Origin of the sequence: Paenibacillus cymbidii (assembly GCF_004764705.1) — a bacterium.
Classification (GTDB): domain Bacteria; phylum Bacillota; class Bacilli; order Paenibacillales; family NBRC-103111; genus Paenibacillus_AN; species Paenibacillus_AN cymbidii.
In genome coordinates this window covers 71,253-94,663 of sequence record NZ_SHLX01000007.1, presented here as the reverse complement: position 1 = coordinate 94,663, position 23,411 = coordinate 71,253, and the positions used below count along the sequence as shown (strand labels likewise).

Annotated in this window: 22 protein-coding genes and 1 other annotated feature; all 22 genes read left to right on the top strand. The window is 59.5% G+C overall.

Features of this window, described 5'->3' with window-relative positions:
* Positions 1 to 6 precede the first annotated feature (6 nt).
* The gene (locus EXY20_RS11545) at positions 7 to 915 is read left to right on the top strand and encodes a DMT family transporter (RefSeq protein WP_135551024.1); all 909 of its coding nucleotides are present in this window, start codon (positions 7 to 9) and stop codon (positions 913 to 915) included.
* Positions 916 to 970: 55 nt separating this feature from the next.
* Entirely contained in the window at positions 971 to 1,792 is an 822-nt protein-coding gene (gene mutM, locus EXY20_RS11540; RefSeq protein WP_135551022.1) for a bifunctional DNA-formamidopyrimidine glycosylase/DNA-(apurinic or apyrimidinic site) lyase, read from the top strand.
* Positions 1,789 to 2,625, top strand: a complete 837-nt coding sequence (locus EXY20_RS11535; protein WP_135551020.1) for a deoxyribonuclease IV — start codon at positions 1,789 to 1,791, stop codon at positions 2,623 to 2,625. The genes mutM and EXY20_RS11535 overlap by 4 nt, the downstream gene beginning before the upstream one ends.
* A 38-nt stretch (positions 2,626 to 2,663) precedes the next feature.
* Positions 2,664 to 3,005, top strand: coding sequence for a cyclic-phosphate processing receiver domain-containing protein (locus EXY20_RS11530; RefSeq protein WP_207671257.1), 342 nt, complete (start codon positions 2,664 to 2,666; stop codon positions 3,003 to 3,005).
* A gap of 27 nt (positions 3,006 to 3,032) precedes the next feature.
* Positions 3,033 to 3,503 (top strand): YdeI/OmpD-associated family protein, encoded by a 471-nt coding sequence (locus tag EXY20_RS11525; RefSeq protein WP_167859175.1) that lies wholly within the window; start codon positions 3,033 to 3,035, stop codon positions 3,501 to 3,503.
* Between the two features lie 94 nt (positions 3,504 to 3,597).
* Positions 3,598 to 4,365: an ABC transporter ATP-binding protein gene (locus EXY20_RS11520; RefSeq protein WP_135551016.1), complete on the top strand. Its 768-nt coding sequence runs from the start codon at positions 3,598 to 3,600 to the stop codon at positions 4,363 to 4,365.
* Positions 4,366 to 4,430: 65 nt separating this feature from the next.
* Positions 4,431 to 4,692 (top strand) — a binding site (T-box leader).
* A 64-nt stretch (positions 4,693 to 4,756) separates the two neighbouring features.
* On the top strand, positions 4,757 to 5,725 hold the full coding sequence (ilvA, locus tag EXY20_RS11515; protein WP_135551014.1) for a threonine ammonia-lyase: 969 nt from the start codon (positions 4,757 to 4,759) through the stop codon (positions 5,723 to 5,725).
* A 340-nt stretch (positions 5,726 to 6,065) separates the two neighbouring features.
* Positions 6,066 to 7,736, top strand: coding sequence for a protein kinase domain-containing protein (locus EXY20_RS11510; RefSeq protein WP_167859174.1), 1,671 nt, complete (start codon positions 6,066 to 6,068; stop codon positions 7,734 to 7,736).
* Positions 7,737 to 7,986: 250 nt separating this feature from the next.
* Positions 7,987 to 9,138 (top strand): nucleotide-binding protein, encoded by a 1,152-nt coding sequence (locus EXY20_RS11505; protein ID WP_167859173.1) that lies wholly within the window; start codon positions 7,987 to 7,989, stop codon positions 9,136 to 9,138.
* A complete protein-coding gene (locus tag EXY20_RS11500) occupies positions 9,135 to 10,376 on the top strand; it encodes a CpaF family protein (RefSeq protein WP_135551008.1) in 1,242 nt (413 codons plus the stop codon). Before EXY20_RS11505 ends, EXY20_RS11500 begins: the two co-directional genes overlap by 4 nt.
* A gap of 15 nt (positions 10,377 to 10,391) precedes the next feature.
* Positions 10,392 to 11,144, top strand: a complete 753-nt coding sequence (locus EXY20_RS11495) for a type II secretion system F family protein (protein WP_135551006.1) — start codon at positions 10,392 to 10,394, stop codon at positions 11,142 to 11,144.
* 5 nt (positions 11,145 to 11,149) lie between these two features.
* Positions 11,150 to 11,983 carry a type II secretion system F family protein gene (locus EXY20_RS11490; protein WP_135551004.1) on the top strand — a complete coding sequence of 278 codons (834 nt, stop codon included), beginning with the start codon at positions 11,150 to 11,152 and terminating at the stop codon, positions 11,981 to 11,983.
* A gap of 21 nt (positions 11,984 to 12,004) precedes the next feature.
* Complete coding sequence (locus tag EXY20_RS11485; RefSeq protein ID WP_135551002.1) at positions 12,005 to 12,247, top strand: Flp1 family type IVb pilin; 243 nt, start codon at positions 12,005 to 12,007, stop codon at positions 12,245 to 12,247.
* Between the two features lie 8 nt (positions 12,248 to 12,255).
* Complete coding sequence (locus EXY20_RS11480) at positions 12,256 to 13,296, top strand: TadE/TadG family type IV pilus assembly protein (RefSeq protein ID WP_135551000.1); 1,041 nt, start codon at positions 12,256 to 12,258, stop codon at positions 13,294 to 13,296.
* A 19-nt stretch (positions 13,297 to 13,315) separates the two neighbouring features.
* Positions 13,316 to 15,493 carry a hypothetical protein gene (locus tag EXY20_RS11475; protein ID WP_135550998.1) on the top strand — a complete coding sequence of 726 codons (2,178 nt, stop codon included), beginning with the start codon at positions 13,316 to 13,318 and terminating at the stop codon, positions 15,491 to 15,493.
* A 32-nt stretch (positions 15,494 to 15,525) separates the two neighbouring features.
* The gene (locus EXY20_RS11470) at positions 15,526 to 16,197 is read left to right on the top strand and encodes a TadE/TadG family type IV pilus assembly protein (protein WP_135550996.1); all 672 of its coding nucleotides are present in this window, start codon (positions 15,526 to 15,528) and stop codon (positions 16,195 to 16,197) included.
* Positions 16,198 to 16,217: 20 nt separating this feature from the next.
* Positions 16,218 to 16,742, top strand: coding sequence for an A24 family peptidase (locus EXY20_RS11465; protein ID WP_235885732.1), 525 nt, complete (start codon positions 16,218 to 16,220; stop codon positions 16,740 to 16,742).
* A 36-nt stretch (positions 16,743 to 16,778) separates the two neighbouring features.
* Positions 16,779 to 18,260: an FHA domain-containing protein gene (locus tag EXY20_RS11460; RefSeq protein ID WP_135550991.1), complete on the top strand. Its 1,482-nt coding sequence runs from the start codon at positions 16,779 to 16,781 to the stop codon at positions 18,258 to 18,260.
* Positions 18,261 to 18,979: 719 nt separating this feature from the next.
* On the top strand, positions 18,980 to 20,536 hold the full coding sequence (locus EXY20_RS11455) for an ABC-F family ATP-binding cassette domain-containing protein (RefSeq protein WP_135550989.1): 1,557 nt from the start codon (positions 18,980 to 18,982) through the stop codon (positions 20,534 to 20,536).
* 45 nt (positions 20,537 to 20,581) lie between these two features.
* Positions 20,582 to 20,869 (top strand): Dabb family protein, encoded by a 288-nt coding sequence (locus tag EXY20_RS11450; protein ID WP_135550987.1) that lies wholly within the window; start codon positions 20,582 to 20,584, stop codon positions 20,867 to 20,869.
* A 206-nt stretch (positions 20,870 to 21,075) separates the two neighbouring features.
* Positions 21,076 to 21,342: a hypothetical protein gene (locus EXY20_RS11445; protein ID WP_135550985.1), complete on the top strand. Its 267-nt coding sequence runs from the start codon at positions 21,076 to 21,078 to the stop codon at positions 21,340 to 21,342.
* A gap of 110 nt (positions 21,343 to 21,452) precedes the next feature.
* Complete coding sequence (locus tag EXY20_RS11440) at positions 21,453 to 23,366, top strand: ABC-F family ATP-binding cassette domain-containing protein (protein WP_135550982.1); 1,914 nt, start codon at positions 21,453 to 21,455, stop codon at positions 23,364 to 23,366.
* The last annotated feature ends 45 nt before the right edge of the window (positions 23,367 to 23,411 follow it).

Below are 23,411 nucleotides of genomic sequence, written 5' to 3'. Positions count from 1 at the left end.
TGGCGGTTGGTTATTTTTTTTCGCCGCTACGGTCTGCTGCTGCTGACGAGCCTGCTGTGGGCGGGCAACTTCATCGCCGGCAAATATACGGCTCACCATGCGACACCCATGATGTTGACGGAGCTGCGCTACGGCATCGCATCGCTCGTGCTGCTGCCGCTCGTGAAGCTGACCGAACCGAGGCTGCTGCCGCCCAAACAAGCCGTCTGGCCGCTGATCGGCATGGGGCTGACGGGTGTTGTGCTGTACAACGTACTTATGTTTCTGGCGCTGGAGCGGACTTCGGCCAACAACGTCGGTCTGCTGTCGGCGCTGAACCCGGTGGCAATTGCGCTGGTGGCGTTTTTCGTGAATCGCGATAAGCTGTCGCTGCGCAAAGTGGCGGCCATGCTCGTTTCATTGGCCGGCGTAGCCGTTGTCATTTCCGACGGCAAGCTGGGCAATCTGCTCGAACTGAAGTTTAACGCAGGCGATCTGTTTATGTTGGCCTCCGTGCTCACGTGGGGGTTTTACTCGGTGATCGGCGCCCGGACCATGCGCGTCGTTACACCGATTGCGGCCACGATGTGGGCCGGTTTCTTCGGATCGGCGATGCTGATTCCGGCGCTCGTCGTATTCCCGTCGCCCTTGTCGGCACTGCCGTCCTTCTGGTTCGGCGCGCTGTACATTGCCATCGGCGGCACAGTAATTGCCATGGTGATGTGGAACATCGGCGTCAAACAAGTCGGCGGCACCTTGTCCGGCATTTTCCTCAATTTTAATCCGATCTTCACCGCCATCTTGTCGAGCATCCTGCTGGATGAGCGGATGAGCGTGCTCCAAGCGGTCGGCACGGCGATTGTGATCGCCGGCGTCGTTTCTTTCGTCTATGAACGGCGCGCCGCAGTGCCGGCATCCGTTGCCCGCAGCGACTAAAACGATTCCGTCCGGCAGAAGCTACTGGCAATGTTGCCGAAAGGAAGGTGGGAGCATGCCCGAATTGCCGGAAATGGAATCGTATCGCCGTTTGCTTGGCCGACTTCTCGACAGCCGCGCCATTACGGACTTGCAAGTGAATCGCGAAAAATCGATCAACGTCGCACCGGAAGCGTTTCGCAGGCAATTGGTCGGGGCAACGGTCCGCACAATCGACCGCCGGGGCAAAATGCTGCTGTTCCTCATTGACGAAGAGCGCATCCTGCTGCTGCATTTAATGCTCGGCGGTTTGATGGTGTGGGGGACAGAGGCGGAACGCCCACAGCGAACGGTGCAAGTGGAAATCGCTTTTGGCGCGGAAAGGTTGTACTGGGTCGGATTGCGGCTCGGCTATTTGCATCTGCTGAGCGCCGAACAAGCGGAAGCGGTACTGCGCAAGCTCGGTCCGGAGCCGCTTTCGGCCGAATTTACGGAAACGGCGCTGCATCGGCTGCTGCAGGGGCGGCAGGTTGCGCTGAAGGCGTTGCTCGTCGATCAAGCCGTTGTTGCGGGAATCGGCAACTGCTACAGCGACGAAATCTGTTTCGCGGCAGGTTTGCAACCGTCGCGAAGCTGCGATTCGCTTCAGTCCGCCGAGGTCGCCCGGCTGTATCGCGCGATCGGGGCGGTGTTGACCGAAGCGACGGCGGCTGGCGGCTATATGGACGTTCCGCTGTTTGCAGGCGATACGACAACCGGCGGCTTCGATGCGCGCTGCCGCGTGTACGACCGTGCCGGCGAGCCGTGCGTCCGGTGCGGCGCTGCGATCGTGCGGCGGGACGTCGGATCGCGCAAATCGTTTTGCTGCACCGCTTGCCAGAGCGGTGACGGCATATGAGCGACGCGGCCATCGGCTGTCACCTCAGCATTCGCGGCGGCTATGCGGCGGCTGCCAAGAGCGCTTTTTACATGCGGCTGCGCGCTTATCAATATTTTCCGAAAAATCCGCAGAGCTTGGCCATCAAGACGTTCGACGCCCGCGATGCCGAAGCTTGCGCGGCGTTCTGTCGCGAACGGGGCGTCGTGTCGGTGGCGCATACCCCTTATCCGACGAACCTGGCAGCGGACGACGAACCGCTACGGCAGGCGACGGTACTGTCGTTGCGCAACGATCTGGCAATTGCCGATGCCTGCGGCTCGCTTGGGGTTGTCGTACATTTCGGCAAATCGAAACAAGTAGACCCGTTACAAGGCTATCGAAATATTATACAATGTGTAAATGAAGCGCTTGCGGGTTACGACGGCCGAGCGCTGCTGCTGATCGAGAACCAGGCCGGCGAAGGCTCCTCGATGGGGACGACGCTGGAGGAACTGGTTCATATTCGGCGGTTAAGCGAAAAACCCGAACGAATCGGATTTTGCTTCGATACATGCCATGCGTTCGCCAGCGGCTTGTGGACCGGCGACAACGACGCCGATCTGCTGGCCAAGGGGGAAGCGCTGGGCTATTGGGAGGCGCTGCAGGTCGTTCACGTCAACGACTCGCGTTATGCTTCCGGGTCGGGCCGAGACCGCCATGCGACGCTCGGGCAAGGCCATATCGGCGAGCAGCGGCTGCTTTCGCTGCTGCGTGCGGCGCCGCTGCGGCGGCAGCCGTGGATTCTGGAAACGCCGGCCGGCCATGACGGCACGAACAAGAACGAAATCGAATGGCTCCGGCAGCGGCTGTAGCGCGGCGGCTGGCGCACCGCCAAGGGATGGGGAGAAACGTGAACGTGTACCTGGACGACTACCGTCCGTGTCCAAAAGGGTTCGTGCTGGCGCGAAACGCAGAGGAGTGCTTGGCGCTGCTGCGGGAAGGCGGCATCCGCATTTTGTCGCTGGATTTCGATCTCGGCTGGGGACAGCCGAACGGCGCCGACGTCGTTTATCGAATGGCGAATGAACGCCTGCATGCGCAGGACGTTTATTTGCATACGTCAAGCCCGGCCGGGCGCAGGCAAATGTTCGACATGCTGGCCGCCTACCGGCCGTCAGGCATGACCGTCCATAACGGGCCGATGCCCGAACAGGTGCTGAAGGCGGAAGCCGGCGGGAACGGGCCGCTGTGAAGGATGCGCAACGGAGGGAAGTCGTTTATGGAGACGTACCGTTTTGAAGTTACGCTTGTCCGTCCGGAAGCGGTAGGGGCATGGACATATGTTGTCATTCCGTTCGACGTCGAATCGGCTTTTGCCGTCAAAGGCCGGGTGTCGGTATGCGGCGACATTAACGGCTGCGCGTTTCGCAGTTCGCTGCTTCCGCAAGGGAACGGTTCGTTCTTCATGGTGGTCAATCGGGCGATCCGCGACCGGATTGGCGCCGCAGCCGGCGCAACGGTCAGCGTAACGCTTATGCGGGATGACGGACCGCGCGACGTCGAGACGCCGGACGATTTGGCCGAAGCGCTCGAAGCAAACGGGGAAGCGGCGGAGCGGTTCGCCCGCATGTCGTATTCCCATCGCAAGGAATATGTCGATTGGATCGAAAGCGCGAAGAAAGCGGAAACAAGACAGTCGCGCATTTCCAAGGCAGTAGGCATGATTGCCGGCGGCACCAGGCTGAAATGATGGTTCCGTGTTGGGGCTCAGGGCTCCCGCAAAGTAATATGCTCCGAAGAGAAACTCCGCGTTGTGGGGTAATTTACGAATAAGTGGTGACCAAATGATTACGCTCGAACAGATCCATTTCCGCAGAGAAAACCGCGACATTTTATCCAACATCCATCTTCAAGTCGGCCCTGGCGAACAATGGGTCATTCTCGGCAAAAACGGCTCCGGCAAAACGACGATTCTTGAGATGATGAACGGCTACCAGTTTCCGACTTCCGGCAAAGTGACGGTGCTTGGCAACGTATTCGGCACCTGTGATGTGCGCGAGGTGCGCAAGCGGATCGGGTACATCAGCCAGTCGCTGATGGAAAAGCTCAATTTAAGCGATCCGGTCTGGGAAGTGGTGGCGACGGGGGAATTCGGCTTTCTGCGCTTCTACGAGGAAATTCCGGCCGAGGTGATCGCCAAAGCGGAAGCGATGCTCGAATCGGTGCAGCTGCAGCATGTGAAGGACCAGCCGCTGGGCACGTTGTCGCAAGGGGAACGCAAGAAAGCGATGCTCGCCCGGTCGCTGATGTCCGACCCGGCCATTCTGATCATGGACGAGCCTTGCTCCGGTCTCGACTTGTACGAGCGGGAGAAGCTGCTCTCCAATATCAACGAGCTGAGCCGCCGCAACGTGACGCTCGTTTACGTGACGCACCACATCGAGGAAATCATGCCGCTGTTTACGCATGTGGCGCTGATTAACCAGGGGCGCATTTTGGCGGCCGGGCCCAAACGGGATGTGCTGACGAACGACGCGATTTACGATACGTTCCAGGTGCCGGTGACGATCGACTGGTTCGGCGACCGGCCGTGGGCGAAAGTGACGGAATAGCCGTTTCGTTTCTGTACGTTTCGTTTCCCCGTTGACCGTTGTGTGATCGTCTGTTATGATGATTGTCAAAGCCTGTGAAGAGGAAGAGTAAGGAAAGAAGCTGTTCCCAGAGAGTCGGCGGTTGCTGTGAAGCCGGCGTTCAGCCTTTCGTGAAAATCGCCTCCGAGGCGCAGCCCGAACGTTTGTTCAGTAGGCGCTGCCGGATGTCCCACGTTACCGGGAACCGCATATGTTGGTATGCGTATGAGCTGTCGGCGGCTCCGGTTGAAGCAAACCGGGCAAGCAGTCGAAACTAGGGTGGTATCGCGAGAATCTCTCGTCCCTTACGGGGCGGGAGTTTTTTTATTTTCACCAATTCGATGAAAGAGGTGGTTCGCATGGGGATTACACGGTGCGTTACGAGGAGATTGTCCAGGCCAAACGGAGACTGAGCGGCGTCGTTCATCATACCCCGCTGGTCCATTCCAAAACGTTCAGCGAAATGGCAGGCGGCAAGACGCTGCTAAAGCTGGAAAATTTGCAGCGCACGGGCGCTTTCAAGCTGCGCGGCGCTTTCAACAAAGTGGCGTCTCTGGCGGAGAGCGACCGGGCGTATGGCATTGTAACGGCTTCCGCCGGCAATCATGCGCAAGGAGTTGCCTGCGCGGCGGCGCATTACGGCGTTGCCGCAACGGTCGTGATGCCGCAATCGGCGCCGGCCGCCAAAGTGAACGCGACGGAAAACTACGGCGCAGCCGTCGTGCTGGCCGGCGCCAACTATGACGAAGCGTACGCTTACGCGCGGCAATATGCGGAGGAGCGGGGAGCGACGTTCGTCCATGCGTTCGACGATGCGGCGGTGATCGCCGGCCAAGGCACGATCGGCATCGAAATCGTTGACGAATGCCCGGATGTCGATACGATCGTCGTGCCGATTGGCGGCGGCGGGCTGATCGCGGGGGTGGCGCTTGCGGCCAAAGCGGCGAATCCGTCGGTTCGGATCGTTGGCGTCCAACCCGAATCGGCCAACTCGGCGTATTTGTCGTGGCAAACCGGCCGCCGGCTCGCCATCGCCTCGCCGGTCACCATCGCCGACGGCCTTGCCGTCAAAAGCCCTGGCGAACTGCCGTGGGCGATGATGCAAAGGTATGTCGACGACATCGTCACGGTTTCCGACGACGAGATCGTGCAGGCGATGCGGCTTCACCTGGAGCGGGCCAAGCTGCTCGTCGAAGGCGCCGGCGCGGCGCCGCTTGCCGCGTTGCTCGGCGGAAAGATCGAAACGACGGGGCGGCAAACGGCGCTTGTCGTCAGCGGCGGCAATGTCGATTTGACCCGTTTGGCGCTGCTTGCGGGGCTTGGCGACACGGTGCGGGCGTGAATAAGCCATGTTTTATTGGTTATTTGCGCGAAAATGGAGGGGGATGCTGAAATAGCCAGTGAAATCACTGGCTATTTCGGTGAAAGGTCCGATTTTGAGGCGATCCGGCCCCAATAGCCAGCGAAATCACTGGCTATTTTTTGTGCGGTGGGTGAAATTGAGCAAATAAGCCATTTTTCATGGCCTATTTTGCAAGGCAAAGAGGCGGGGATTACTCCCGGACTGCTCATTTTATATCGCACCGCTAATATTTCACATGATTAACTAAAAAACGATGGATTTTTATGGACATCACCCCTATAATCGGAATCATTCCACGAGGGATGGAGGGACGATTACGATGGAATGGCGCTCGCGAATTGCCGTGGGCGATTGTTTGGCGGGCCGGTATCGGGTAACGGCGCGCATCGGGAGCGGCGGGATGAGCCAGGTTTATGCGGCCGAAGACATGAAGCTGCCGGGCAAACGGTGGGCGGTTAAGGAGTGCGATCTGCATCGCATTCACCCCCAGCGTTTGCAAGCGGAGGCGGAACTGTTGATGCGGCTGTCGCACCCGAATTTGCCGCATATCGTCGATTATGTGCCGCCGGATGAGCGGGGATTCGGCTACATCGTGATGGAGTACGTCGACGGCCGGACGCTGCAGCAAGTTGTTGAGGAAGACGGCGCCATGTCCTGGCCGGCGGCGGTTTCGATCGCGCTTCAACTGTGCGAAGCGTTCGGCTATTTGCACGGCGTGTCGCCGCAGCCGATCATTTACCGCGATTTGAAACCTGCCAATGTGATGCTGGGCGATTCGGGCAATGTGAAGCTGATCGACTTCGGCATCGCGCGAACGTACCGATCCGATTGCGACGCGGATACGCTCCAGCTCGGCACGGCAGGTTTCGCCGCTCCCGAGCAGTACGAAGGCGGGCAAACGGATGCCCGCACCGATCTGTTCGCGCTTGGCGCACTGCTGCATTATTTGCTGAGCGGCGGCGGCAGGCTGGAAGCGGGAGCGGCGCCGCAGCCGCTCTACCGCGCCGAAGTGCCGGATGCGCTTGTGCAGGCGATCCGCCGGCTCACCCGGACGTTGCCGTCGCAACGTCCGCAGTCGGCTGCGGCAACGAAGCAGTTGCTGGAGCAGGCGCTGGCGGGGGAGGATGCGTCGGACGAGGCACTCAAGCTGCGGCCGGGAAAAACGAGCGCCGAGCGCCGGTTGATCGTGGTAGGCGGCTTGTATGCCGGCGCCGGCGCGACGTTCTGCGCACTGGCAATTGCGGCAGCACTTCGGCGCCGCAGCGTGCCGCACGCGCTGCTCGAGTTTCCAACGGCGGAGCCGGAGCTTTACCACTTGCTGTACGGCGACCGATACGCGCCAAAACAGTATCGGTTCGCCGCGACTGCGGCGCTGCAGCAGGCGCCGTACCGGAATCGCTGGACGAACGGCAGCACGGAATGGCTGCCGCTTCCGCCCGACCGCCCGCTGCGCGAGGAATGGAACGACGGGTTGACCTACAAACTGCTCCATCTTGCCCAGCAACCGGTTGTTGTGGCCGATTTGTCGCACTGCTGGTGCGATCCGCTTGCCGCAGAGCTGTGCCGGGCCGCGGATGAATTGATCGTGGTCGCCGATCCGTTCCCCTCGCGATGGACGAAGCCTTCGACGAGGCGAAATGCGGAAGCGATCGACAAGCTGCGGGCGGAAGGGAAGCCGGTTCGTTATGTTGCCAATCGCGAAACGCCGTTCGGTCAACGCCGCGAATGGCTGGACTTGTTTCCCGTGCAGCCGTCCGTTCTGCTGCCCGTCATCCCGCCGGAGCAAATGGCCGCCGAAAGTTGGCAAGGCAAACCGGGTTCCATCTGGCAGCATGTTGCGTTACAGGAGCAGTTGGAGCCGCTGCTGGACAAGCTGTTGCCGGCCGCGTGGCGCAGCGGTAGCGGCGATCCTGCTCACCGATCAGCAAGGCGCTGGTGGAAAACCCGCCTGTCGAAAAATATTGCAGCCAAACAGCCGGAAAGGGGTTGAAAAAACTTCCATCGGTGTTATAATGTTGCTTACTTGAATCCATCATCACAAGCGGAGGCACCGCTGATTCCGGACGATAACGTCCGGGACGGCGCGTGCTTTTTTTGCATGCTGCAAAATGGGAGGTGGCGTTTATGAACGCAAGCTTGCGCATGGCGGCGGCTGTTGCCGTTGTCGCGTGCGTGCTGATCGCAAGCGGAGTGCTGCACATGACAGGCTTGTTGTCGTAAGCAAAAGAAAGGAGGAACCGATGGAGAAGACAACGATCGTGTTTATCGACGACGACCGGAGCTACCTGGACGCATTGTTTGCGTATATGCGCGGTTCGATTTTTCGAGAGCGCGTTTGGCTGCGCGCTTATGCGAGCCCGGAAGCTTATGCGGCGGCGATCCGGGAGGCGGAGCGCCGGTTCCATCTCGTGGCGGCCGATGTTTCGCTGCGGCAGCAAGTGGCGGATGTGGGAGGCGGCGCCCTGTTCGTCGGGCTTGAGGACGGCAGCGGGGACATTGGCTTCGGGGAATCGATATCGGCAGCATATTCGGCAAATCCGGCCGACACGCCCCGTTTCGACAAATATCAGCCGCTTTCGCAGCTGTTTTCCGCCTTGCTGGCGATCGGAATGTCGCAGGCCGACGGCCGAGGGCGACAGCCGGCTGCAACCGGCGGCGAACCTCTCACCCACATCGTGGCGATCTATTCCGCAACCGGAGGCGCAGGCAAAACGACGGTAGCCGCCAATTTGGCCAAACTGCTGTCGTTTCAAGGCAAACGCACGTTTTATTTGAACCTGGAACGGTTAAATTCGGCTCCCATGTTTCCGGCGGCCGAGGACGATATCGCCTTCGCCAGGCTGCTCTATCATGTCAGGGCGAATGCGGAGCTCGCGCCGAACAGGTTGCTCGAAGCGACGAGAATCGACAACGACTCGAAAGTCGAATACGTGCCGCCGCTCATTCACGCGGAAGAGATGGATGAGCTATCGGCCGCGGATACGGAGCGACTGCTTGAGGCGATTGCGCGCAGCGGCCACTATCGCTTCGTGATCGTCGATCTGGAGTCCGGACAACATCCGCGGACAATGGCGGCGCTGGAGCAAAGCGACACCGTCATCTGGCTGTTGCTCGACGAACTGCAATGCTGGACGAAAACAAAACGGCAGATGGCTCTTTTCGCGCGTTTGCAGCCGGAAGCGAAATGGATGGCAAGAACGCGCTATGTGATGAACAAATATACCGGATCGGCCGTTCATGACCCGCTGGCAATCGGTCTTGCGATCGACGGTTTCTTGCCTTATATGCCGGCGTGGAAATCGGTGCAGCGCGTTGAACAGCTGCAAGGCGATCCGGTATTTGCCGAAGCGTTGCGCCTTGTCGTATGCCGGAAACTGGAGGCGGGAACATGAATCCGGCGGAGGGAGAAACCATTTATCGTCAAGTAAAGTCGGTTGTGGATGAGAAGCTGGATGCCGGCGGCATATACTCCGATGCCGAGCTGCGCGAATTGATCGAGCAACAGGCGTTCGCATCGGACGAACAAACGGGAGTGTATTTGACCGCATCGCGAAAAACTTGTCTGGTCGACCGGGTATTTCACTCGTATCGCGGATACGACGCACTGCAGCCGCTGCTCGACGATCCGGCGGTGACGGAAATTATGATCAACGGCTATCGCGATATTTTTGTCGAGCGCGGCGGGGTGACGAAACCGAGCGGGGTGCAATTCGAAAGCGCGGAAAAGCTGGACGACGTGATCCAGACAATCGTGGCCAAAGTCAACCGGGTCGTCAACGAAAGCTCGCCGATTGTCGACGCGCGGCTTCCGGATGGCTCACGCGTCCATGTCGTGCTTCCGCCCGTATCGCTGCGCGGCGCCACGATGACGATCCGCAAGTTTCCGGAGCGGCCGATGACGATGCAAGATTTGATCGCCAAAGGGACGCTGCCTGCAGAAGCGGCATCCTTGCTGCAGACTCTTGTGCACGCCAAGTACAACTTGTTCATCGGCGGCGGCACCGGCGCAGGCAAAACAACGCTGCTGAACGCGCTGGCTCAGACGATCCCGGCGGACGAACGCATCGTAACGATTGAAGATTCGGCAGAACTGCAGATCGTCGGCATTCCGAACGTGGCAAGTCTTGAGACGCGCAATGCGAATACGGAAGGAAAAGGCGAAATTACGATGCGCCAGCTCATCCGTGCTTCGCTGCGAATGAGACCGAACCGGATCGTCGTGGGCGAAGTGCGGGGCGGGGAAGCGTTCGATATGCTGCAGGCGATGAATACGGGCCACGACGGCTCTTTGAGCAGCGGTCACGGCAATAGTACGCGCGATATGCTGTCCCGGCTGGAGACGATGGTGCTTGGAGCGGTGCCGTTGCCGGTGGAGGTAATCCGCAGCCAGATGGCGAGCGCGATCGATTTGATGATTCACGTCAGCCGCATGCGCGACAAGTCGCGGAAAGTGACGGAAATCAGCGAAATCGCCGGCATCCGGGGCGGGGAGATCGCGCTGCATCCGCTGTACCGCTGGCAAGAAGACGAGGCGGGCGCAAGCGGGGCGTTGCTGCCGACGGGCAATCGGCTGCTCGGTCGGACGAAACTGGCGATGGCGGGCGTGCGGATCGAATCCGTTTCGCTGTAAAAGGGGGAGTACGAGATGCAAGCGCCGATCCGCTATGACGTTTATTCGTTAACCTGGCGCGAATACGCCGTGCTTGTCGCGGCTGCCGGCATTGTTTTGGCAGGGGCGGGCTACTTGTTTTACAACAGCGTATGGATGGCGCTGCTGTTCGCGCTGCTGGCGCTGCGCTTTCCCCGAATGCGGGCGGCTGCGCTTGTTGCCGGGCGCAAGGCCGAACTGGTCATGCAATTTCGCCAATCGTTATTTTCGTTGTCGTCGTCCTTGTCCGCCGGCCGCTCCGTAGAAAACGCATTTACCGACGCAATACCGGATTTGAAGCTGCTGTATCCGGAGCGCGGCGCATTTATCATCGCCGAATTCGAACGCATCCGCGGCAAGTTGAACAACGGCGAACCGATTGAAGCGGCGCTGCGCGACTTCGGTGGGCGATCCGGCGTGGAGGATATCGCCAATTTTGCCGACGTGTTCGTCATTTGCAAGCGGAGCGGCGGCAATCTGGTCGAAGTCGTCCGCAGAAGCGCCCATTTGATCGGCGAAAAAATCGAGATTCAGCAGGAAATTGCCGTCATGGTGGCGCAGAAGCGTTTCGAATCGAAAGCGCTCGGCCTGGCGCCGGTCGGGATCGTGGCGCTGCTGGCGATCAGTTCGCCGGACTATATGGCCCCCTTGTATGGCAATGCGGCCGGATTTGCCGTTATGACCGCCTGTTTGCTGGCGCTGCTCGGCTGCTTCGCCACGATGCGGTTCATTATGAACATAAAGGTGTGAGGTTAGTGAACGCTGGTTACGTTGCTTCCCTATGGTCGAACCGGCTGCTGCCGATCGCTGCGTCGCTTGCCGAACAGGCCGGCTTGCAGCGGCGTTTCCCGCAGCTGGCGGCCAAGATCCATGTCAAGGCGGCGGCGCTTTATGGCAGCGCTCAGGCGCATGAGCGTACGAAGCAAGTGTTTGCCTCCGCCCTGGCTGCGGAAATCGGCATGTTGGCGTTTGGCAGCGCGCTCGGCGCATTGTCGGGCGATTGGATGACACCGGTTATGGCGGCAGGCGTACTGACGGTCGTCATCCCGGTTGCGGCCGTCAAACGGCTCGACCGCCTGATTGCGCGCAAACGCCGCAGCATGTTGCTGGAACTGCCGGAGTTTTTGAACAAGTTGACGCTTCTCGTAGGCGCCGGCGATACGGTGCAGGCCGCCATCGGCCGATGCGTCGCCAAACGGATACGCGAATCAGGTGTAGGCGCCGGGGCTGACGCACCCGGGCAGGCCGTTCGGTTGACGCCGCTATACCGCGAGCTTGGCGCGATCGTGCAGGCGCTGGACAACCGCCAGTCGCTTGCGCAGGCGCTGGAAGAGATGTGCAAACGCTGCGGCATGGCGGAAGTGTCGACATTCGCTACGACGGTGCTGCTCAATTACCGCCGGGGCGGCAACGATTTTGTGTACGCGCTCGGCGAGCTGTCGCGCGCGATGTGGGAGAAGCGCAAGGCGATGAGCCGGACTCTCGGGGAAGAAGCGTCGGCCAAGCTGGTCGTGCCAATGGTCATCATCTTCATTGTCGTCATGATCGTGGTTGCGGCCCCGGCCGTGTTGATGATGAATCGAATGTAAAGCGGAAGAGGAGGAGCAGGTATGGAAACGAGCAACCGCGCGTTGCGCCGGATCAGGCAAGGCTGGAGACGCTTTTGGCGTGACGAGCAAGGAATTGGCACCTTGGAGCTGCTGTTGATTTTGGCTGTCATTGTCGTTATCGCGATCGCGTTCCGCAAGTGGATTTTCAAATGGGTCAACGCTTTGTTCAATTCCGCCAATGCGCAAATCGAATCGCAAACAAGCGTTGACGGCAATGTCATTGCCCCGTCGCCTACGCCGTGAATAACCGCATGAAATGTTCAACCGGACTCGGGCAATGGCTGCAAAAGCTTGCGCAACGCGAAACGGGCTCATACACCGTCGAGGCGACATTGGCGATGCCGCTCGTGCTGCTTTGTACGGCGTTGATCGTTGTGTTCGGTTTGTACATGTTCGATAGGGCGGCGATGTACCGCGATGCGTCGGCAGCGGCGGAACGGACGGCATACGGCTGGAACCGGTCGGTTGCTGCGCCTTCTGCGGACGCCGGGATGAACGGCGGCGCAAGCGAAGGCTTGTATTGGCGCTGGCTAAGCGACGGCATCGGCGCGTGGTTCGGTATCGGCGGAGCGGGAGGGACGGTGAGTTTGTCGCTTCCGGTTGCGCGCGGAGCGGCTGCCGGGTCGGCAAGCCCGCCGGACAAGCTGAGGCAGTCGGCCCAAACGCTGCCGGCCGGCATGCGCGGCACGATGACCTATACGAACAAGCTGTTCGAGCGGGAAGTGACGGTTCGGCTCGAGCGCAAGTTCGCGTGGAGCGGCTTTGCCGGCCGCTGGCTAGGCAGCAAACAGGCGACGGCGGTGGCCAAATCCGTTGTGGTCGATCCGCAGGAGTGGATTCGCACCGTCGACCTGGTTCGAACCTACGTGCCGCGTGTCAAACAACTGATAGCGCCGAAACAGCAGCCAGATCAAGGCGAAGGTGCTGAAACGACGGATGGTGCGGGAGGTTCGCGCGAGCCGGCGGTGACGATTCGTTCGGAAGCGCAAGCGAGCGCTTTTATCCGCGCGCTTGTGGGCGGCGAGGCGACCAGTTTTCCGACGGAGCATACCGGCGAATGGCGCGTCGTCGACGCGCTCGATCGCGACGGCGTGGCGCACGAAGCGAAATATACCGTCAACCAAAGCGACGCCAAGGATCAAGTAGCCAAAGATGCGGAACTGATGAAGGGCGGGTATGTAAAAGGCGTCGTTTGGCATTTTTTTCGCCATACGAACGGTTCCGTGGGTTTGACCGAGTCGCTTCGCAGCCGGTTGTACGCCAACGGCATCGTCGCGATCGTGCACAACTGAAACAATGGGAGGGGCAACCATGACCCGGCTCGCTAAGCTGGTCCGGATAATCGCACAACGAGCCGCGTCGCCCAAAGGGACCGTATCGGTGTTTCTGATCGTCGTGTTGTTCCCGATGTTCGTTTTTCACGGGGTTGCGATCGATTTGATCCGGGCGAAGCTGGCGGAACGGGAGACGGAGGCGGCAGTACATGCGGGCTTGCGCTCCGTACTCGCGTCGTTTGACCGGAAACTGCAGCGATACGGTTTGTTCGCCGTCAGCGGCGATTCAGGCGCAATGACAGATACGTTCACGGACGTCATGCGCCGAAACCTGTCTTCTTCGATCGAGGGGCCGGGGATACGTTATTTGGATCCCGTGCTGGCGGCGGATCGCGTGCGCTTGCAGGTGCAAAAGACGCTTGCCGACGCGGACGTGTTCGACAAGCAGGTGCAGCAGGAAATGAAGTATCGCGCCCCGCTCGAATACGCCGCCGAGTTGGTCGACAAGTGGAAAGCGACAAAGGCTGAGGACCGGCTCCGGCAAACGGCGGCGTTCTCGCGGCAGTCCGAAGCGGCGGAGACGCTCATTCGCCAGTTGAATCAGGCGCTGGATGACGCTTGGCTAGAAGCGCAGACGTGGATGGTTGACATGAAAGGGCGCATCGCAGGGTACGATGCCCGTTTCCAACAACTTGCCGAACTGGCCGATCGCACCGGAATAAGCGATGCCGAAGCGTTGCGCGGAGCGCTGGCCGATATCGAGCGCGACATGGCCGCGTTGCCGCAAAAAGCCGGAGCGGCGTACGAAGCGCTGGTCGAGCGGAAAGCAACGCTTGCGTCGCAACTGGAAGACATAACGGCGTACGCGATGCTGGCTGCGGAAACCAAAGCGATGCTGACGGTCGACGTAACAACGGCGGAGCAATCTTACGCCGGGCTGACCGCCGCTATCGATGCCGCCTGGAAGGCGAATGAGAAGCTGCGCGAGGAGAGCGATCGCGCTTATCGGGAAGAAAGCGGCGAACCGGCGGCCCGCGCGTTTGCGTCGGTGTTTGTTTACGAATTGGGTTATTTTGCCGCTTATCGCACCGAATCCGGCAAGGCGCTGGCGCTTTTTGGCGGGTTGGCAGCCACATCGTCCGATTGGTCGCAGTGGTCCGATTGGTCGCCGGCCTCATTCGCCGCGGCAGAGCAAGCGCTTGCCGCAACGGGCGCGCAAGTGGAGCGGTTTCGCGCTATGCAGGCGGCGAAGGAAGCCGAACGCCAACGTCGCGGCGCGGAAACGGAGAGCCAGCTGGACGAGCAGCGCGGGCTGACGGCATCGGCCTTGCAGCAAGCGCAGCAGGCGATGGGCGGATGCAGCGTGTTTGGCGGCGGCGACGCGTATTCGGCTTTGTACGAACAGTTGGAACGGACGCCTGGGCTAGCGAGCAAATATGCCGCTTACAACAGCGCCGTCATTCGCGAATCCGCGGAAGGCGAGCCGCTTTACGACGGCGACGATCGGGCATCGGCCAAACGGGCGACGCAGCGGTCGATCGGCTGGATTGACGCGATTGGTTCGATGTTTGTCGGTTTTCGCGATGAAATGTACCGGGACGAGTTTGCGCTCAGCAAGTTCAGCTACCGCACCCAACAATCGTCGACGGAGCTGTCGTCGCCGCTCAGCCATCCGCTGCGCAACCAGGAAGCGGAATACGTGTTGTACGGCTTCGGCTCCTGCGCCGCCAATTATGCGGCCGCGTACGGCGAAATGTTCGCCATGCTGATGGCGATTCGCACGACCGAGGCGCTGCTGTCTCCGCAAACCGAGCTGCTGAACGCCGGTTCGCCGCTGCTCGTCTTTTTGGCCGCCGCCGCCCAGGGGGCGATTCAGGCTGCCGCGGATATGAACCGGCTCGTCTCCGGCGGCGAAGTGCCTCTGTTCAAGAAGTGGCCGGCCGTGACGACGACTTACAAGGATTTGCTGCGGATCGCTTTTCTTCTCCATAGCAATAACTCGGCGATGACAGCCAGGTTGATGGCGCTGCTGGAGCTGAATACAGGCGTTGATTTGACGAAAACGGCCACGCATATTCACGCAGAAGCATTGACGACGCAGCGATATTGGTTCATGCCCGCTGCGATGCAGGCGCTGCGTGCTGCCGGGCTTGCCGGATGCGGTGCGGACGCCGGGCGCTGCACGATTGCAAAATCGTCCGAATTGTCATATTGAACGACCGCTTATTGACGGAAGGAGGGATCGGGATGCGGCGTATTGTCTCGTTCGCCAGAGAGGAAACCGGAGGCTTGGCGCTGGAGGCAACGCTTGTGCTGCCGCTGTTCCTTGCATTCGTGATGGCGCTGCAGGCGTTCATTCAACTATCGATCGCCGAGCTTGCGCTGCAGACGGCGGTATCGGAAACGACCAAACAGCTGGCGGCGGGCATGTACCCGGTTCAGCAATTATACAGCGCCGCGAAGGAAGCGTATGCGGGCAGCAAAGCGGGAGCACTCCTCGGCAAGGTGCTGGAGCGGATCGACACGGCGCGTTCGGCGCTCGATTCCGCCGAACAAATGGCGGAACGGTACGAGTCGTGGATCCCCGAACCGCTGCTCGTTCTTCTCCGCTGGGAACAAGAGCGGCGCGAGCGTCTCGAAACGGAAACAAGCGAACGATACGAGCGGTATTTGGACCAAACGTACCGGCCGCTGCTGAACGCCGCATTTGCGCCGCTCGTATGGCGGCATGCCGACGAGCGCGTGCTGCGGGGCAATAATTGCCGGGTCACGCAGGTGACCTTGCCGGATTTGGCCGGCAGCGGCGAAACGCTGCTCGGCATTGAAGCGAGTTGTGAAGTGAAGCTGACACTGCCGTTCGTGAAGCGAACGATTCTGGTAAAGAAAGCGGCCTACGAGCAAGTCTGGATCGGCAAATGAAGGGAGGCATGAGTTTGGCCGTGTGGGGTTTGGGGATTACGACCGTCGTTATGGCGATTGCGCTGGTGACGGACGTGAAATCGAGAAAAATTCCGAATTGGCTCAGCATGAGCGGGATTGCGGCAGGCTGCATCGTCTCCGCGATAGCGGAAGGCGCTTCCGGATTCGGCCGCTCTTTCGGCGGTTTGGCCGCCGGATTCGCCATCATGCTCGCCCTCTATGCCTGCCGCGTTGTCGGCGCCGGCGACGTGAAGCTGTTCGCCGCGATTGGCGCGTTGTCCGGTGCTGCTTTCGTCGTGTCTGTTACTGTGTATGCCATCGTTTACGCAGGCGTCATCGGGATCGTATTGCTGCTGCTTCGGCGGCAATTCGTGCGCCGTGTGATCGCGGCCGGGTTGGCGGCGATCGGATTGCTCGCTTTTCGCGACGTTGCCGGGTTTCGGCTGTATGTCCGCAGCGATTTGCTGACGTTTCCGTTCATGCTGGCAGCCGTGCCGGCTTTTGCAACGGCCGCCTGGCAGTGGCTGCAGCCAACCTTTGCCTGACGGCATCCCAGACTTCACAAGAAAGGAGAGGAATTCATGAAACGTTGCTTGTACGGGCTCCAAGTCGAATATGTCAGACAGGTCGGCCGCTATGTCGTCGTCACCGGCGAACAGCCGCTTACGGAGGACGATCTGGTGCCGCTGGAGCACAAAATGCTGCAGCTTCATGCGGTGCCGCGGCTGCTTCCGATCGAGTTTGAAGCGATCCATTCAGAACTGGCGCTGCGTTATTCGTTAAGCGGGTTCCGTCCGCTGGCCGAAGCGCTTCGCGCCGAACCGCCGACGCTCGTGCGTGCGGTTCGTTTGCTTTATACGATCGTGACGGCGATTGCCGACAGCGCCATGTATATGCTGAGCGCAAACCGCTATGCGCTTCATGAGGCGCTGCTCTATGCGGGCGATGACCTTTGCGATGTCAGGTTCGTTTATTTGCCGCTGCGGCAGTTGGACGGCAAGGATGACGTCCAGAACGAGTTGCGTCGGCTGTGCCGACGCCTGATCGGCGATGCGCCGGATGGAGCGGCGGGCGGCAATCGGTTGAATCGGCTGCTTGATTATATGAAATCGGATACGTTTCATCTCGAAGGCTGCAAGGAGCAACTGCTTGCGGTATGGGAGGAACTGGAACGATCGGAGAACGAAACGGAGCCAGCCGCTGCCGCGGCGGGTTTCGCTGCGTCTGCGCCGCCGCGTCCGTATGCAAACGATAGCGGTGTCGCCGCTTCCTCGCTATCGCATCGAGCGTCCGAACCCGCCGAACCGGGACGCGCGAAAAAAACGCCGCTGCCGATTCTCCCCGCGGCCGCTGCGCTGATCCTGCTGCTCGCCGCCGTTTGGCTGCTGTATTCGCGACAAAAGTCGGAAGGCATGCTCCAGCTTGCAGCCGGCTTGTCGCTTCTCATTGCGGCGGGCATGTACTTGTTGGTCCAATCGGGACGCGCCGCCGCTGCCGCTTCTTACTTTCACCCCATCGCCGCCGTTGCGCCGCCGGCCTCTGCCGCGTCGCCGCCGCATCCCGATCGTTTGCCGCAAGCCGGCACATCGGCCGACGATCCGGACGATTCCGCTGCCATCGCAGAGCATTACCGCCGGCTGCCGCAGCTGACGACTGTGCTGGCCGCTTCGCCCGGCACGGAATTGCTTGCGCCCGCGGACGAAGAGCGTGGCCATCCGTACGAAGGCATTCGTGCAGCACTCGTGCGGATCAGGAACCCGGCGGCGGATAGTCAGGCCGACGAAGAGGAAGAAGAAATCGCCATCCGCGGCGAATCGTTCATCATTGGGCGAAGCCGCGAAGAGGCCCATTATTGGCTGGACGAAATCGGCGTATCGCGCAAGCATGTGGAAATTTTCGCCGAAAGCGGCCGCCACCTCATTCGCGATCTTGGCTCTCGCAACAGCAGTTACCTGAACGGCAGCAGGCTTGTGCCTTTTGACGAATACGTGCTGTGCGATTCCGATCGAATCGAGCTCGCCAGAGTGGAGCTCGTTTATCGCGACTTGACCGGTCGAACCTAACGGCAGTTTCCGTCGTTACTATTCACAGTCACCCTGCTCCTGAGACGCGATTCCATGTAAAAAGCGGAAGGAGATTCCGTTATGGCTCCAAAGTTGTCTGTTGAGCACCGAATAGCGGAAGGAGGTTCCGTTATAACGCCATCGTTGCCTGTTGAGCACCGAATAGCGGTAAGAGATTCCGCTATTTCTCAAACGTTGGCCTTTCAGCCCTCCTTTAGTGGAAGTCGGTTCCGCTATTGCTCCAAGGTGTCTTCGAGACCCGGTACTATCGAAGCGTTGAATTGGACAAATAGGGTTGAATAATCGCCTTTAATTGGTCATTTGGCACGTTTGGAGGCAATGATAGGTGAAAACTCGCCTATAATTGCCTGATGAGCGAAAGTGGGGCCAATGGGGTGCCCCGCATCGGGTCAAATCCGGGTCACTAACCTTTCTCCACCGAACATTTGCTTTGTTTTTGGGACTATGAATCGTAACCTTCCGCCGCGTTGGGAAAAAAAGTTGACCGGATGCTGTTCCGCCGCGCCGCCATTGATGCTATAATTATTAGTTGAGGCATGAGAAAACCACTATCGAGGTCTGTCGAAGATGATCGACCGCGTTTAAAGGTAGGTTTTATCGCCAATTAGAATTTGCATTTTCCACTTCGATTGGAAACTAAAAATTCTAATGTGGTGGGAAAATGCGAAATTGGTGCGGATAGGAGCATACAGAGACGAATGAGCTTGTTGACTGTGGAAAATTTGAGTCATAGTTTTGGCGGCAGAGTGCTGTTTAAGGAAGTGTCGTTCCGGCTGCTCGCCAACGAGCGGGTAGGGCTTGTCGGCGCCAATGGCGTCGGCAAATCGACGCTGATGAATATATTGACCGGCCAGTTGTTGAAGGACGAAGGCAAGGTGGAATGGACGCCGCGCATCCAATACGGATATCTCGACCAGCATTCCAAGCTCGCCCCCGGCAAAACGATTCGCGATGTGCTGAAGGACGCGTTTCTCCCGCTGCTGGAGCAGGAGCAGGAACTGCTGGCCATTACGGACAAGATGGCCGACGCCACGCCGGAAGAGCTGGAAGTGCTGCTCGAGCAAATGGGCGAAATCCAGGAGCGTCTTGACGCCAGCGGCTTTTACATGCTTGATGTGAAAGTGGAGGAGATGGCCAACGGCCTTGGCCTCGACGCGATCGGTCTTGACCGCGACGTCGCCTCGCTCAGCGGCGGCCAGCGCACGAAGGTGCTGCTCGCCAAGCTGCTGCTGGAGAAGCCGACCGTCCTGCTGCTCGACGAGCCGACGAACTATCTCGATGTCGAGCATATCCAGTGGCTGACCGACTATTTGCAGAATTACCCGTACGCCTTCATCCTCATTTCGCATGATACGGCGTTTATGAATGAAGTCGTTAATGTCGTTTATCATCTTGAGTTTTCCAAGCTGACGAGGTATACGGCGAACTATGAGAAGTTTTTGTCCATGGCCGACATGAACAAAAGCCAGCATATCGACGCTTACGAGAAGCAGCAGGAATTTATCAAGAAGCAGGAAGATTTCATCCAGCGCAACAAGGCGCGCTACTCCACTTCCGGCCGCGCCAAGAGCCGGCAGAAGCAGCTCGAACGGATCGAGCGCATCGACAAGCCGGAGGAAGCGATGAAGCCGACGTTCAACTTCAAGGAATCGCGCGCCAGCGGCCGCATCGTCTTCGAAGGCAAAAACATGCAAATCGGCTACGATCGCCCGCTGCTGCCGCAAATGAACATGACGATCGAGCGCGGCGACAAAATCGCCATCATCGGCTGCAACGGCGTCGGCAAATCGACGCTGCTGAAGACGATTTTGGGTCGAATCAAGCCGTTCGACGGGCAAACGTATTTGGGCGATTTCCTGTTCCCGGCCTACTTCGAACAAGAAGTGAAAGCCGGCAACGCAACGCCGATCGACGACGTATGGAACGAGTTTTCGCATATGAACCAGAACGAAGTGCGCGGCGCGCTCGCCAGATGCGGCTTGAAGAACGAACATATCACGCGGCCGATGTCGATGCTGAGCGGCGGCGAGCAGGCGAAGGTGCGGCTGTGCAAGCTGCTCATGCGCGAAAGCAACTGGCTCGTGTTCGACGAACCGACGAACCATCTCGACGTCGTCGCCAAGGAAGAGCTGCAACGCGCGCTTCAGGCCTATAAAGGCACCGTGCTGCTCGTTTGCCACGAGCCCGAATTTTACGAAGGCTGGGTTTCGAAGGTTTGGGACGTCGAGCAATGGGCGTCGAAAGTGAACGCGTAACCTGTACCGGATTTTGATCGCTTGCCCCGAGGAGGAGAGACAACTATGTTGACCCATATCGTTCTGTTCAAGCTGAAGGACAACAGCCCGGAAATCGTCGCCCGCACGCAACAAGTGCTGCGCGATATGGAAGGGCGAATACCCGGCCTGCTGTCAATCGAAGCGGGAGCCGACGTGCTGCATTCGGACCGCTCCTATGACATCGCGCTCGTGACGACGTTTCCTTCCATGGCGGAGCTGGAGGCTTATCAGGTTCATCCCGTGCATAAAGAAGTGATCGCGTACATGCAGACGGTGCGCGAATCTTCGGTCAGCGTCGATTACGAATCATGAGACGTCGGCAAACGCTCCTTTCGGGGGCGTTTGTTTTCGTTCGTACGGCGCTTGTGAAAATGGCTTGATCTTCCTGATGAAAATTTTCATTGACGGATTGTCGTTCGATTGCTATTATATAGGGAAAAAAATCGACTTACTTTTTTCAAGTCCCATACTTAAATATTGGTATAGAGAGAAATTCGCTGGATAAGGAGTGAGGGAGGATGTTATCTGTAAAAAGGTGCCAAATTCGCATCGATGTGCTTCAGGAATTGTATCAATTTCACTTGATGGAACGCGGCAAAAAGGCGTTGATCCCGCAAAACCTGGCCGACCGCAATCCGGAGAAATTTTTTGCGCTTGAATATTTGGCCGATAAACGGCTGATCCGGTTCAAGACGGAGGATGACGGCAGCTTCGCCAAAATTACGGCCTCCGGCATCAAACAGATCAAAAATGTGCACAAAGGCCTTAACGCGGCAATCTGCTGATGCCGCCGTACCGGGGAAACGGTCCTTCGTCCGCTAACAAGCACGATGGGCCGTTTCTTCGCGTTTGCGCGCCGGCGATCGATGCCCGATTTCTGATGAGGAGCGCTTTCATGAACATTTTGTCGGTCGACCATGCGACCAAAACATACGGGGAAAAAACGCTGTTCCACGACGTGTCGTTCATTATTTCGGAACGGGAGCGCATCGGCGTGATCGGCGTCAACGGCACGGGCAAATCGACGCTGTTGCGGTTGGTGGCCGGCCTGGAGACGCCCGATACGGGCACGATTACGCATGCCGGCGCGTTCCGTGTGGAATATTTGCCGCAAAACCCGACATTCGATGAACAGATTACGGTGCTGAACTATGTGTTTCAAGGCGATTCGCCGATCATGCAGGCGCTGCGCGAGTATGAAGAAGCGCTGTTCGCGCTGGAAACGCGGCCGGGCGACGAGAAGCTGCAGGCCAAGCTGTTCGCCGCGCAGTCGCGAATGGAGGCGGCGCATGCCTGGGACGCGGAAACGCAGGCGAAATCGATCTTGTCCCGGCTCGGCGTGGCGATGTACGATCAGCCGGTATCGCGCCTGTCCGGCGGCCAGAAGAAGCGCGTCGCGATCGCGCGTGCGCTCATTCAGCCGGCCGACTTGCTCATCCTCGACGAACCGACGAACCACGTCGACAGCGAAACGGTCGGCTGGCTGGAATCGATGCTGGCCAAATATCGCGGCGCCATTCTGCTCGTCACGCACGATCGTTATTTTCTCGACCGGATTACGAATCGGATGTTCGAGCTCGACCGCGGCAGGCTGATCGCTTATGAAGGCAATTACGCCACGTTTCTGGAGAAAAAAGCGGATCGCGAGGAACGCGAAGCCGCCAGCGAGGACAAGCGGCAAAACCTGCTGCGCCGCGAGCTGGCCTGGCTGCAGCGCGGCGCCAAAGCGCGCACGACGAAGCAGAAGGCGCGCATCGACCGCGCCCATAAGCTGCAGGAGCAAGGCCCGCAAGCAGCGGGCGGCAAGCTCGACATCGCCGTTGGCGGCAGCCGGCTCGGCAAGAAGGTGATCAACCTGGAGGACGTTGGCGCTTCGGGCGGCGGGCGCAAGCTGTTTCGCTCCTTCAACTGCATCGTGCAGCAGGAGGACCGGATCGGCATCGTCGGGCCGAACGGCTGCGGCAAATCGACGCTGCTGAACATCATGGCCGGCCGGCAGCAGCCGGACGAAGGTAGCGTCGAAACTGGCGATACGGTCAAACTGGCATATTACACGCAGGAAAATGTGGAAATGGACGGCGGCAAGCGCGTGATCGAATACGTAAAGGAAGCGGCGGAAGCGGTGCGCACGATCGACGGCGAACTGATTACGGCGGCGCAAATGCTGGAGCGCTTCCTGTTCCCGCCGGCCCAGCAATGGACGCGGATCGACCGGCTGTCCGGCGGCGAGCGGCGAAGACTATATTTGCTGCGCACGCTCATGAACGAGCCGAACGTGCTGTTCCTGGACGAACCGACGAACGATTTGGACATTCAGACGCTTTCCGTGCTGGAATCGTATTTGGAGGAGTTCCCCGGCGTCGTGCTGACCGTATCGCATGATCGTTATTTTCTCGACCGGACGGTAGACCGGCTGCTCGTATTCGAAGCGGACGGCACGATTCGCCGGTTCGAAGGAAACTATTCCGAATGGCTGGAGAAGCGGGAAGCGGAAAAGCTGGCGGAGGAGGCCGAGCGCAAATCCGCCGCGGCCGGCGCCAAATCTCCGGTTGCCGCCGCGCCGCCGGCTGCGGCCAAGCCGAAGAAGCTGAGCTACAAGGACCAGAAAGAATGGGACACGATCGAATCGGTCATAACCGGACTTGAGGACGAAGTCGCCCGCATCAAGCAGGCGATCGCCGAAGCGGCGACCGACTACGCCAAAGTGCAGCAGCTGTTCGCCGAGCAGCAGGCGAAAGAAGCGGAGCTCGACGCGGCCATGGAGCGGTGGGCCGAACTGTCGGAGCTCGTGCAGCAGATCGAAAGCTGACCGAATCGCGGATTAACGGGATGCTTCCGATAGTTTCCTGTGGTA